Source organism: Syntrophorhabdaceae bacterium, assembly GCA_028713955.1.
Lineage (GTDB): Bacteria > Desulfobacterota > Syntrophorhabdia > Syntrophorhabdales > Syntrophorhabdaceae > UBA5609.
The window spans coordinates 1-12,525 of record JAQTNJ010000084.1; the positions used below are offsets into that span (position 1 = coordinate 1).

Sequence of the window (12,525 nt, forward strand, 5' to 3'; positions counted from 1 at the left end):
GGTAACACATGGGACAACAGGATAGCGGATACAGTGCCGGGTCTATTCTTCTTACATTCTTCCTCGGTGCAATTGTCGGTGCCGGCGTTGCACTGCTCGTTGCACCAAAAACAGGTGAGGAGACACGTAGAAAGATAAAGGAACTTGCCGAAGACGCGAAAGAAAAGGCCGAAGATTACATAGTGCAGGTAAAGGGCAAGGCGACCACCTATGTTGACAAGGGAAAGGAGATCCTGGAAAAAGAGAAGACCCTGATTGCAGATTATGTTGACAAGGGAAAGGAATTCGTAGAAAAGGAAAAATCTATCATCTCAAAAGCGGTCGAGGCCGGCAAGGAAGCGTACGAAAAAGAGAAAAAATCTTAACAACCGGTCCCCTCTTTTTCAGGTGCGCAAAGCTTATCAGGAGAAGCCAATACAGAAGGCAGAAGGTTTTCGTAACGGTATTTTGCCTGAACAATGACAGATAAAAGGTTTTATTTCATCATCCTCTCGTTTCTTGTTCTGGCGCTTGGTTACCTGAGCTACCTCATCCTGAAACCCTTTCTGTCTTCCATCATGTGGGCCATTGTGTTCTCCATAGTGTTTTATCCCCTCTATGCCTTCATCCTCAAGCGCCTGAAATGGAAACACCTGGCCTCCCTGATAACCCTCATTATCATCCTGCTCCTTATCCTTGGGCCCTTTTCCTACCTTTCCTTCATTCTGACGCAGGAAATCGTCGCAATGATGGGAAAGATTGAACAAGGAACCCTCGATCCTATGGGCACCATTATGCAGCACCCCTATATCAATGACATGTTGAGCAAGATGCTCTCCTTCTTCAACGTGTCTGAAGGGCAATTTCAGAAGGTCCTCATTGATATGATCTCCCAGATCGGCAAGGCATCCACGGGCTTCATCAAAAGCGGCCTGGGGAATATTGCGTCCGCGGCAATCGATTTCATATTCATGATATTATCCATATTTTTTCTTCTCGAAGACGGTCCCAGGTTTGTAGAAAAGGTAGGGGACTATATGCCGTTTTCGAAGAAGCAGAAAGAAAAGATCCTTACGCAGACAAAAGGCATCGTTGTTTCCACGATATATGGCGGCGTGACCGTTGCGGTAGTTCAAGGGATTATAGGGGGCTTTGCCTTTGCCATCCTGAAGGTGCCGTCCCCTGTTGTATGGGGAACTGCCATGTTCATTGCATCCTTTATACCTTTGGTCGGCACCTTTGTGGTATGGGGGCCCGCCGTGCTTTATCTTCTTTTACAGGGCCATCTCTGGAAAGGCATCATCCTGATGCTGATCGGTGTCTTTGGCATCAGTGCGGCAGACAATGTCCTGAGGCCGCTCATCATCCGCGGTAAGATGCAGATGCCGATCCTGGCCATCTTCTTCAGCATACTCGGGGGGATCAAGCTTTTTGGCTTTATCGGTTTTATTATGGGACCTCTCGTGCTCGCCCTCTTCGTGTCGGTTTTTGAGATCTTCAGATATACGGAAGAAGAGCTGATGGAGCGGCATGGGAAATAGAATATCGCTCACGGCTCATAGTTCATAGCTCATAGCGGAAACAAGCACGAAATCCTAAGCACCAAATCCTAAACAATATTAAAATACAAATATCAAATGTTCGAAACGTATTGTCATCGCGAGGAACGAAGCGACGTGGCGATCTCAGAGTATAATCTATTGAATGAGATTGCCGCGCTTCGCTCGCAATGACACTGCGCCGCGCCCTGCGGGCTCGCAATGACAAGGCTATCTAATTTAACTATTTTGATATTTGAACATTTGAACTTGTTTAGTGCTTCGATATTCGAATTTAGAATTTGCCATGAGCTATCAGCCATGAGCTATGACCTACGGGCTACATCAAGGATCTTTCTCCTGCGGCAAGCGCCTCCAGCATCTCCCTGTCCCGCATCTCTATCGTGCGCCCCTTCATGGCAATGCAACCCTGGTCAACCATCTTTTTGAGAATCCGTGATAATGTTTCAGGGATGGTTCCCAGAAGACTTGCCAGCTGTCCCTTGGAGATAGTCAGCTCGAAGTTCTCCTGGCTATCTTTGTCACCGCTGAGATAGAGAAGGTACGCTGCCAGCCTCTGGGGCACCTCCTTAAGCGAGAGATCCTCGATGAGGCTGGTGAAGCGTTTGAGGCGTATGGAAAGCGTTCCGAACATATTCATCGCGATGGACGGGTCCTGTTGAATAAGCGCTATAAAGGCCGCCCTCGGTATGAAGACAATCCTGCTTTCCCTGAGGGCCTCGGCGTGCGCAGGAAGTGTGCCCCCGGAGAACATGGCAACCTCCGCGAAAGGTTCCCCGGGTTCGATAACGTGGAGTATCTGCTCCTTGCCTTCCGGCGATAGCTTGTAAATCTTCACGCGACCCGTGACAACTATATAAAAACCATCTGCCTTATCACCTTCGGTAAAGATCATCTGTCCGTTGGTAAAAGAATGTTCCGTAACTATCCTGGTCAGTTTATCGATCTGTGATTCGGGCAACCCCTGAAAGAGCGGGTTTTTTGCGAGAAAATCATGAACTCTCATGCTACCCTTTTTATACAACCGGTGAAAAAAAAATACAACACGAAGCTTACCTTTATATCATTATAGAAAAAAACGATTGTTTCATGTATGATGAATAGTGGTACATTGACACGGGGATGCATATCTGACGCACGCAAAAGGAGAGACCATGAAAAAACCAAAGATCCTTGTCCTGATGGGGAGTGAAAGTGATCTCCCCGTTATCGAAGAGGGGCTGCAATTTCTCAAAGAGGCTGGCGTACCCTTCAAGGTGGATATATCCTCTGCGCACCGTAATCCGGATAAAACGGCCCAGCATGCAAAGAATGCCCGTTCAGAGGGTATCGAGGTTATCATCGCCGTTGCCGGCATGGCTGCTCACCTGCCCGGCGTCATCGCGTCACACACGACCCTGCCTGTCATAGGGGTCCCGACAAGTAGTGGAGCCCTCAAGGGCATAGACGCCCTCCTCTCGATTGTACAGATGCCAAAGGGTATTCCGGTGGCAACGGTGGGCCTTGACGCAGGAAAAAACGCAGCCATTCTTGCATGCACAATACTCTCCATTAAGCATGATGAGATATACCTGAAGATCAGGAAGATGAGAGACGGCCTGAAAGAGGAGAATGAGAAAAAGGCTGCAAAACTCAAGAGGTCTTTTAAAAAGTAACGATGGCACATTGCACGGGAGACCTGAAGTATGCTTCAAACGTATGCAAAGAATTGACAAGGGATTAACCATCTGATAAGGTTTTTAACATGTTAAATTCCATAACTGACATTGAGGGTATAAAAGTAGGACACGTGTCCGATCCCGTCGGCTGCACCGGTTGCACGGTCATTCTCTGTGAAAATGGTGCGGTATGCGGGATAGACGTACGGGGAAGCGCATCCGGCACACGGCAGGTGGATGCACTCAACATCAGCCATATCGTTGAACAGGTGCATGCCGTCCTGCTCTCCGGCGGCAGTTCCTTTGGTCTCGATGCTGCAACCGGTGTTGTCCGCTTCCTCGAGGAGAAAGGTGTCGGTTTTGATGTCGGCATCGCAAAAATCCCGATTGTCCCTACGGCAGTGATATTTGACCTCTTTATGGGCAACCCGAAGGCAAGACCGACCCCTGAGATGGGCTATCAGGCCTGTCTGAACGCCGGGCTGGAGGTAGGGGAGGGAAGCGTTGGAGCGGGTACGGGAGCCACGGTGGGCAAGCTCTTCGAGCTCCCAAGGGCAATGAAGGGAGGGCTCGGGACCTGCAGCATTATAATGCCCGACGGCCTGAAGGTGGCCGCTCTCGTTGTTGTCAATGCCTTTGGGGATATTATCGATAATGTTACCGGAAAGATCATCGTTGGCGCCAGGACCGCGGAAAAGAGCCTGGAGTTTGCCAATACGGTCAACAGTATAAAACAGGGACATGTGAAAAAACAGTTTGGTATCGTGAATACGACACTTGGCGTTGTGGCAACGAACGCACGTTTTAACAAGCGGGAGATAACGAAGGTCGCGCAGATGGCTCAGGGCGGGCTTATCAAGACAATAAGTCCTGTCCATACGACATTCGATGGCGATCTTGTTTTTGCGGTCTCTGCGGGGACCGTTGAGGCGGATATCAACAAGGTCGGCGTTCTTGGCGAGTTCGTTATTGCCGAGGCGATTAAAAGGGCGGTCAAAAAGGCCGATGGTTTTGGGATTATTCCGGCCTTCAAGGATATTACCAAAGGCTGGAAGACAACCTGATGAATAGATGAACGGAGAAGCTGGAGCTTGAACCCCGGTCGTAGTGCCTGCAGGAGATAGAAGAATATGGATGATTATCAAAAGATTGCCGGATTGATCAGGGAGCGTGGACATGTTGTTGCCTTTACCGGCGCCGGCATATCGGTAGAAAGCGGGATACCCGCATTTCGTGGCGGCCAGGGATTATGGGAAAAGTACGACCCGATGGAGTATGCCCATATCAACGCATTTGCCGGTGATCCGGAAAAGGTCTGGGTCATGCTCAGGGAGATGTCGGAGGTTATCTTTCAATCAGAGCCAAGCCCCGCGCATGTTGCCCTGAATAACCTTGAGAAGAAAGGTTTTCTGAAAGCAGTGATCACCCAGAACGTTGACGGCCTTCACCATGTTGCCGGCAATACGAATGTCATAGAATATCACGGTAATCACCGGTGGCTTGTCTGTATGAGTTGCAGAAAGCGCGTCCCCCTTACCCCTGAACTGGTGGGTGTTTATCCCTATCCCCGGTGCGAGAAGTGCAACAAGGCGCTAAAACCGGATGTGGTCTTTTTCGGCGAAGGTATCCCGATGGTCGAGATGATCAGGGCCAATGAAGAAGCAAATAAATGCAAGGTCATGTTTATTATAGGCACATCAGGCGTTGTCTACCCTGCCGCCGATATCCCCTATGTCGCCAAATCCAACGGGGCGACGATCGTTGAGGTAAACGTTGAGTCAACGCCGTTCACCTCGTCGATCACCGATTACTTTCTCTCCGGAACAGCATCCCAGGTATTGCCGAAGATCGTGGAACTGATGGAATAGATATTTTTATCATGAAACACACATACGTTGTAATCATGGCAGGAGGCAAAGGGGAACGATTCTGGCCACTGAGTACCGGCAGCGTCCCCAAGCCATTCCTGAGCGTAACCGGCGGCAAGACCCTCATCCAGTTGACGGTCGAAAGGGCGGTGAGGATTGTCCCGAAAACGAATATAAGTATTGTCCTCGAAAGGAAACACCTCGCCATTGCAAGACGGCAACTTCCTTCCTTGCCGCCAAGTAATTTCATTGTTGAGCCTGAAGACAAGGATACGGCGCCCTGCATCGGCCTCGCGGCGATAGCCCTCCTGAGGAAGGACAGCAAAGCCACCATGATCGTCCTGCCGGCAGACCATTACATAACGGATATCGATGGGTTCGCAAGGACCATCAAAGACGGGGTGAAGGTTGCGCAGACAGGCGACCACCTTGTTACTATCGGGATAAGGCCGACAAGGCCCGAAACAGGATACGGTTACATCCGTGTCTCTGAGAAGTTTCATCCAACAGAGGATGTTCAATACTGCAGGGTGGAGCATTACGTTGAAAAACCGGACATCCGGCGCGCAAAGACATATTGTAAGGATGAAAGTTATTACTGGAATACAGGTATCTTCATATGGCAGGCAAAGACCATTATGGAATCCATGAGATACCATATGCCCGAGCTTCATAAAGGGCTGCTGCAAATCAGCAGTTGTCCGGATATAAACAAAAAGGCGATGATCAGCAGGATCTTCAGGGGGTTCGAAAAGCTCTCGATAGATTACGGACTGATGCAAAAGGCCGGCAATGTACTGATGGTCCCTGCGCGTTTTATATGGGACGATATCGGTACCTGGACCTCGCTTTCGCGGGTGTCCAAACCCGACGAACACGGCAATTACAAAACAGGCAACATCATCAGCGTTGACACAAAGGATTGCGTGATCCACGGCGGCGATGTGGCGATAGGTACCATAGGGGTCTCCGACCTTGTCATCGTTGCCACGAAAAACGGTATCCTTGTCTGTGATATCGACAGGGTACAGGAAGTGAGGGAGATAGCCCAAAGACTATCGGCAAAAGCAGATAAAGTAAGCAGTAGGAAGTAGGTAGATAAACATAAAAAACCTTTCTGCATAGTGCGTACTGCCTACTGATTTTTACTTTTACAAAACAAGGGGGGATTTCAGGTGATTTCAAAGGTTACTACAGCCACAGTATATGGTATAGACGGCATCAAGATCGATGTGGAGGTTGATATATCCTATGGACTGCCGGCGTTCAGCATCGTAGGATTGCCGGAGACCTCTGTCAGGGAGAGCAAAGAACGGGTGAGGGCCGCTATAAAAAACAGCGGCTTTGAATTCCCCAATGACCGCATTACGATAAACCTTGCCCCGGCCGATGTCAGGAAAGAAGGCTCCTCTTTTGACCTGCCGATCGCCATTGGCATCCTCACCGCCATGGGGATCATGAAAGAAGAGGAGGTCAGTGGTTATCTCGTTGCCGGTGAGCTGTCACTCGACGGAAGGATCAAGGGTGTCCGTGGTATTTTGCCTATTACGATGCTTGCGAACAAGGAAGGATACAGGAAGATAATTGTTCCCCTGGAGAATGGACACGAAGCATCTATCGTAAAGGGTATCCAGGTTTACGGCACCAGTCATATACTCGACATTGTCCATTTTTTCAAAGGGGAAAACGACCTGCAGAGTTTTGCCTCCCACAGCGGACCAGGGGATGTCGACACCCGCAAAGATGGTCTTGATTTTTCTGACATCAAGGGACAGCCGCAGGCAAAGAGGGCCCTTGAGATCGCTGCAAGCGGTGGTCATAACGTCCTCATGATAGGCCCTCCGGGCTCAGGCAAAACAATGCTTGCCAGGAGGATCCCGACGATCCTCCCCCGATTGCACTATGAAGAGGCAATTGAAGCGACAAAGATCCACAGCATCGCCGGCTTTTTGAGCTCCCGCGGATCCCTCCTGACCGACAGGCCCTTCAGGGCCCCTCATCATACCATTTCAGATGCCGGCTTGATAGGCGGCGGCCACGTACCAAAACCCGGGGAGGTCAGTCTTGCCCATGGCGGCGTTTTGTTTCTTGATGAATTTCCGGAGTTCAAAAGGAATGCCCTCGACGCCCTCCGCCAACCGCTGGAAGACGGACACGTGACCATCTCAAGGGTTACCCACACCATTACATTTCCCGCGCGGTTTATGCTTGTAGCCGCCATGAACCCATGTCCCTGCGGTTATTTCGGGGACACGCGAAAGGCCTGTATATGCAACGGATCCCAGATACACCGCTACAGATCAAAGGTCTCCGGACCTCTTCTGGACAGGATGGACATACATATCGAGGTGCCTCCCGTTACGATACGGGAACTTTCTCTGGACAGGGAAGAGGAGCCTTCAGAAAGGATACGAAAAAGGGTCACTGACGCGCGAACCATACAGGAAGGCAGGTTCCGCGACAGGAAGATTTATGCCAACAGTCAGATGGCCGTAAGGATGGTGAAAAGATACTGCACTCTCAACGGAAACGCAGGGAACCTCTTAGAGAAGGCCGTTGAAAAATTCGGTCTGTCCCCCCGTGCTTACCACAGGATTTTGAAGGTTGCCCGCACCATCGCCGACCTCGAACGATGCGACCGCATCGAAGAGCCACACATCGCGGAGGCAATCCAGTACAGGGTGCTCGATAAACGGCTAACAATTTAAAAGAAAAGGGAAATACCAATCCACGATCAAAAAATGTATACATTTTTTTCATATTTCTCTTGACATACATTTGACCGTTTATTAAAAAACATGATAAAGGGGGTTACAGTGGGAAGTGTCAGGGGACACAGAGCACCACCTAACCGTTATCTTTCCAAGGATCATCTTGGAGCACAATCCATATGATGTCTGTTCTATATTCTAAATCTGCCACATTATGGTGGCGTGGGAGAGATCACTATGCCTGAAACAATCGAAAAGGTCCTTAAAAAACATGGCCGGACGCCTGATGAGCTGATACCGATCTTGCAGGATGTTCAGAAGGAGTTTGGCTATATAGCGCCCGAATCGGTGAAGAAGATCTCCCGTTACCTCAAGGTTTCGGAGAACCAGATCTACGGCGTTTCATCGTTCTACGCGCAGTTTCGTTTTACTGAGCCGGGTCGTCATGGAGTCAAGGTGTGCCTCGGAACGGCCTGCCATGTCCGGGGAGGCGCGACCTTGCTTGAGATGCTGGAAAGGGGATTGGGTATCAGTTGCGGACAGACAACTGACGATAAACGTTACGACCTCGAACGCGTTGCATGCCTGGGATGCTGCGCGCTTTCTCCTGTCGTTCAGATCGATCGTGACATCTACAGCAGAATGACAGTGAACAGATTAACGGAGCTATTGAAAGAATATGAATAAGCTAACCAAACACATTGTATCGGCAAAGAAAAAATGGGAGCTGCTCCAGGATAACAAGGAACCGATCATCTATGTGGGGGCTGCCTCATGCGGGAGGGCTGCCGGCGCCCTTGACCTTTTAACAGAGATCAACGCATATCTGAAGGAGCACAACGTCAAGGCGAAGGTCATGCAGGTAGGATGCATCGGGCCGTGCTACCTTGAGCCGCTCATTGATATCAAGATGCCGGGGCAGCCGCGGGTAAGCTACGGCAACGTCAATGCCAAAACACTTTCCATGATCCTGAAATCCCATCTCCTGGAAGGCGTTCCTCACGCGAAACTCGCCCTCGGCCATTTCGGCAAGGAACCCCTTGACGGGATACAGCCTTTCTATGAGCTGCCGATGCTGAAACCTCAGGTACGGATCGTCCTTCGGAACTGCGGTCTCATCGACCCCGAGGACATTGACCAATACCTTGCAGTAGACGGTTACCAGGGTTTTATGAATGCCCTGAAGATGAAGCCGGAGGATGTCATAGGTGTAGTCCATCAGGCAGGCCTTCGCGGTCGCGGAGGCGCCGGGTTTCCGACTTTCAGGAAGTGGACCGTCTGCAGGAACTCGCCGGGCGAACAGAAATACCTGATCTGCAATGCCGATGAAGGGGACCCCGGCGCATTCATGAACAGGTCCCTTATTGAATCTGATCCCCACGCGGTCCTCGAAGGGATGCTTATCGCCGGTTACGCTATCGGGGCGAGTAAGGGGATCGTATACATCAGGGCCGAATATCCCCTTGCGATAGACCGTTTAAAAGCCGCCATTCAGCAGATGCGGGAATACGGCGTGCTTGGAAAGAATATCCTTGGTTCCGGTTTCAGTTTCGATATCAGGATCAAGGAAGGCGCAGGGGCCTTTGTATGCGGCGAAGAGACGGCGCTCATCGGTTCCATAGAGGGCAAGAGGGGTATGCCGAAATCCCGTCCGCCTTTTCCGGCAGTATCGGGTCTTTTCAAGTCCCCTACGATCATCAACAACGTAGAAACCCTGGGAACGCTGCCGAATATCCTGAGGAACGGGGCCGAGTGGTACAACAAGTTCGGGAAGGAAGGCAACAGGGGTACAAAGACCTTCTCTCTCGTCGGCAAGATCCGCCGCCCCGGCCTGATCGAGGTCCAGCTCGGGACGCCGCTCCGGGAGATCATCTTCGATATCGGTGGAGGCGTCCAGAAGAACTTTAAGGCTATCCAGACAGGAGGCCCGTCAGGCGGGTGTCTTTCGGAGGAATTCCTCGATCTCCCTGTTGATTATGAATCACTCGCCGCTGCCGGTTCGATCATGGGCTCCGGCGGTCTCATCATCATGGACGATGATACCTGCATCGTTGACATTGCTAAGTATTTTCTTGATTTTACCCAGAAGGAATCCTGCGGGAAATGTGTGCCCTGCCGTGTCGGCACAAGACACATGGTGGAGATCCTCGACAGGATAACCCATGGCGAGGGGAATCCGGAAGACCTCCTGGCACTGAGGACCCTCGGTGATACCATCAAGAAAGGGGCGCTTTGCGGCCTTGGCCAGACTGCACCGAATCCGGTGCTTACGACGCTCCGGTACTTCAGGAATGAGTACCTTGACCATATTAAAGATCACCGGTGCCGTGCAACGGTCTGTAAAGATCTCATCGAGTACCGGGTTATTAAGGAAAAGTGTACCGGTTGCCAGTCATGCGTCAGGGTTTGCCCGACGGGGGCGATTACGGGCCCGCGGTCAGAACCACACAACCTTGATGCGACGAAGTGTATCAAGTGCCGTTCCTGTTACGAAGTTTGTCGGCATGATGCAATTGCAGGAGACGCAATTGTTATTCGGTCAGCGGAGAAGACAACATGACAAAAGAAAAAAGGCTATTCATTACCATTGACAACAAAAAGATAGAGGTTCGCCCGAATATTACCATCCTCCAGGCAGCGCGGGAAAACGACGTCTATATCCCATCGCTGTGCATCCTCGAACATCTGCCCTCCTACGGCGCATGCAGGTTGTGTGTCGTTGAGGTGGATGGTTTACGGGGATTCCCGACATCCTGTACGACCCCCGTTGAAGACGGGATGGTCATTCGCACCGATACAGCGGAGATACGGTCGTTACGGCAGGAGGTGCTGAAGCTCCTCCTGAGCGAACATCCGGCAAGCTGCCTTTTCTGTACGGAACAGAAAGAATGCAAGGACTACCAGGGGACGATCCGGAAGGTAGGCGTCACGACGGGCTGCCGTTATTGTCCCAATGATAACCGCTGTGAGCTCCAGCTCATTACCGAGAAGGTAGGCCTCACAGAGACATCGTACCCGGTCTATTACCGGAATTTTCCCGTTGAAAAGGACGACCCCTTTTATGACCGCGACTATAATCTCTGCATCCTCTGCGGCCGCTGTGTCCGTGTCTGCAATGATGTGCGTCTCAACGGGACGCTCAGCTTCAAACAGAGGGGCAAACAGACGACCGTTGGTCCGGCCTTTGACCGGACACACCTCGATGCGGGATGTGAGTTTTGCGGCGCCTGTGTTACCGTCTGCCCCACCGGTGCGTTGAGCACAAAGGTAAGCAAATGGTACGGGAAACCGGACAGTCAGGTCGGCACGACCTGTGTCTATTGCCCTGTCGGCTGTAAGGTGATCCTCCAGGTAAAGAATGATGAGACCATCGACGCGCTGCCCGATTACGATTCCCCTGTTGACCGGGGATTGCTATGCGTGAAAGGGCGCTTTGCCATACCGGAATATGTCCACAGCGCGAAACGATACGTAAGCCCGCAGCGGCTCACACCTGTCGGGTATGAGGATATATCCTGGGATCAGGCGATTGACGAAGCGAAGGAGAGGCTTTCGGGTATCAAGCCTGAGGATTTTCTCATCATGGTCTCACCTCAACTGTGCAACGAAGATCTCTTCACTGCACAGAGGTTTGCGCGGGAGGTCATGAAAAGCGAAGAGATCTTCTCGTCGCTGATCACCGACCTTGGAGCAGACCTTATGCCGTTTCTGGACCTGGTTATGCACGCAAGCCCCTATGATGTGATCGACAAGGCGCAGTGCATCCTCACCATCGGATTTGATTCAACCTACGGGTTTGCCCCCATAGGGATACAGGTCAAAGCCGCTGCCAGGAATGGCGCCAACCTTGTTACTCTCGGCTCCTATGAATCGAACCTCGACCTGCTCGCGGAAACGGTGCACCAGACAGAACCTTCCCGCTGGGCAGGCGTGATCGACACATTGGGGAAGGCGATGTCGGGAAACGGAGCGACGAACGTTGTCGTTGTGGGGCCTGATTGCATCTTTGATCCGGTACGCCGCGAGATCTTTGACAGGGTCATCAAATTAAGAGATACCTACCACTGGAAGGTCATCGTTGCCCACCCCTATACCAACCTGCTCGGTATGCTCGCAACAGGGACATTCCCGGGGATAATGCCGGGCGAGGTGTTGAAAGACGGGGGTAAAAGGAGCGCCGTGGCAGTGAAGGGCGCGACCATTTTACCTGACCTGAAAAGGAAACGAAAGGTTGTCTACGTCATCGGGGAGGCGCAACCGGATATGATCCCGCCATGCGACTATCTGATCTATCAGAATGGATTACCGCCGGAGGGCGACCGGAGACCCGATCTGATCCTCCCTGCATGTATGTTTACAGAGATCTCCGGGACCACGATAAATGCTGAAGGAAGGGTCCTTAATATACAGAAGGCCTATGAGCCGTTCATGAAGTCAAAACCTGACTGGTGGATCATGTCAAGGGTAGCAGAAAAACTGCGAAAAGGGACATTCAAATATAGTTCTGTCCATGCAATACAAGGGGATATAAAAAAACAGATAAAAGGATTTTTTGGTATGAAGAAAGCCCTTGAATTTGTGAAGGTCGTTGTGAAAGAAGGCGGAGAAAAAGCCGGGGGCGTCATCCCATCACATGCAAAACAATCCCGGAAGCCCCGTGAGGAGGCCTACCGGGGGACCCCGCTTGCGTCGGTTGTGTCCGGCATGAAGGCCATCGAGGAAAGGAGGCGTCATGAATAAGATCATCGAG

The 12,525-nt window shown here is 51.3% G+C and carries 11 protein-coding genes; 10 read left to right on the forward strand and 1 reads right to left on the reverse strand.

Features of this window, described 5'->3' with window-relative positions:
* Positions 1–8: 8 nt before the first annotated feature.
* A complete protein-coding gene (locus PHU49_08725) occupies positions 9–365 on the forward strand; it encodes a YtxH domain-containing protein (GenBank protein MDD5244088.1) in 357 nt (118 codons plus the stop codon).
* A 93-nt stretch (positions 366–458) separates the two neighbouring features.
* Positions 459–1,520: an AI-2E family transporter gene (locus tag PHU49_08730; GenBank protein ID MDD5244089.1), complete on the forward strand. Its 1,062-nt coding sequence runs from the start codon at positions 459–461 to the stop codon at positions 1,518–1,520.
* A gap of 337 nt (positions 1,521–1,857) precedes the next feature.
* Here the strand turns inward: PHU49_08730 and PHU49_08735 are convergent, their stop codons facing one another.
* Positions 1,858–2,544, reverse strand: a complete 687-nt coding sequence (locus PHU49_08735; GenBank protein ID MDD5244090.1) for a Crp/Fnr family transcriptional regulator — start codon at positions 2,542–2,544, stop codon at positions 1,858–1,860.
* Between the two features lie 148 nt (positions 2,545–2,692).
* Between PHU49_08735 and purE the strand changes: the two genes are divergently transcribed.
* The 8 genes from purE (at position 2,693) to PHU49_08775 (ending at position 12,515) form a co-directional block, all read left to right on the forward strand.
* Positions 2,693–3,193: a 5-(carboxyamino)imidazole ribonucleotide mutase gene (gene purE, locus PHU49_08740; protein MDD5244091.1), complete on the forward strand. Its 501-nt coding sequence runs from the start codon at positions 2,693–2,695 to the stop codon at positions 3,191–3,193.
* An 89-nt stretch (positions 3,194–3,282) separates the two neighbouring features.
* Positions 3,283–4,260, forward strand: coding sequence for a P1 family peptidase (locus PHU49_08745; GenBank protein ID MDD5244092.1), 978 nt, complete (start codon positions 3,283–3,285; stop codon positions 4,258–4,260).
* 66 nt (positions 4,261–4,326) lie between these two features.
* A complete protein-coding gene (locus PHU49_08750) occupies positions 4,327–5,064 on the forward strand; it encodes an NAD-dependent deacylase (GenBank protein ID MDD5244093.1) in 738 nt (245 codons plus the stop codon).
* 11 nt (positions 5,065–5,075) lie between these two features.
* Entirely contained in the window at positions 5,076–6,158 is a 1,083-nt protein-coding gene (locus tag PHU49_08755; protein ID MDD5244094.1) for a mannose-1-phosphate guanylyltransferase, read from the forward strand.
* A gap of 81 nt (positions 6,159–6,239) precedes the next feature.
* On the forward strand, positions 6,240–7,772 hold the full coding sequence (locus PHU49_08760; GenBank protein MDD5244095.1) for a YifB family Mg chelatase-like AAA ATPase: 1,533 nt from the start codon (positions 6,240–6,242) through the stop codon (positions 7,770–7,772).
* Between the two features lie 240 nt (positions 7,773–8,012).
* Entirely contained in the window at positions 8,013–8,462 is a 450-nt protein-coding gene (locus tag PHU49_08765; GenBank protein ID MDD5244096.1) for an NAD(P)H-dependent oxidoreductase subunit E, read from the forward strand.
* Entirely contained in the window at positions 8,455–10,335 is a 1,881-nt protein-coding gene (locus PHU49_08770; GenBank protein MDD5244097.1) for an NADH-quinone oxidoreductase subunit NuoF, read from the forward strand. Before PHU49_08765 ends, PHU49_08770 begins: the two co-directional genes overlap by 8 nt.
* A complete protein-coding gene (locus tag PHU49_08775; protein MDD5244098.1) occupies positions 10,332–12,515 on the forward strand; it encodes a 2Fe-2S iron-sulfur cluster-binding protein in 2,184 nt (727 codons plus the stop codon). The genes PHU49_08770 and PHU49_08775 overlap by 4 nt, the downstream gene beginning before the upstream one ends.
* Positions 12,516–12,525 lie beyond the last annotated feature (10 nt).

Excerpts from the sequence above, each read along its gene's own strand:
- PHU49_08725 (MDD5244088.1), top strand. The coding sequence starts at position 9 with ATGGGACAACAGGATAGCGGATACAGTGCCGGGTCTATTCTTCTTACA.
- PHU49_08730 (MDD5244089.1), top strand. The coding sequence starts at position 459 with ATGACAGATAAAAGGTTTTATTTCATCATCCTCTCGTTTCTTGTTCTG.
- PHU49_08735 (MDD5244090.1), bottom strand. The coding sequence starts at position 2,544 with ATGAGAGTTCATGATTTTCTCGCAAAAAACCCGCTCTTTCAGGGGTTG.
- purE (MDD5244091.1), top strand. The coding sequence starts at position 2,693 with ATGAAAAAACCAAAGATCCTTGTCCTGATGGGGAGTGAAAGTGATCTC.
- PHU49_08745 (MDD5244092.1), top strand. The coding sequence starts at position 3,283 with ATGTTAAATTCCATAACTGACATTGAGGGTATAAAAGTAGGACACGTG.
- PHU49_08750 (MDD5244093.1), top strand. The coding sequence starts at position 4,327 with ATGGATGATTATCAAAAGATTGCCGGATTGATCAGGGAGCGTGGACAT.
- PHU49_08755 (MDD5244094.1), top strand. The coding sequence starts at position 5,076 with ATGAAACACACATACGTTGTAATCATGGCAGGAGGCAAAGGGGAACGA.
- PHU49_08765 (MDD5244096.1), top strand. The coding sequence starts at position 8,013 with ATGCCTGAAACAATCGAAAAGGTCCTTAAAAAACATGGCCGGACGCCT.
- PHU49_08770 (MDD5244097.1), top strand. The coding sequence starts at position 8,455 with ATGAATAAGCTAACCAAACACATTGTATCGGCAAAGAAAAAATGGGAG.
- PHU49_08775 (MDD5244098.1), top strand. The coding sequence starts at position 10,332 with ATGACAAAAGAAAAAAGGCTATTCATTACCATTGACAACAAAAAGATA.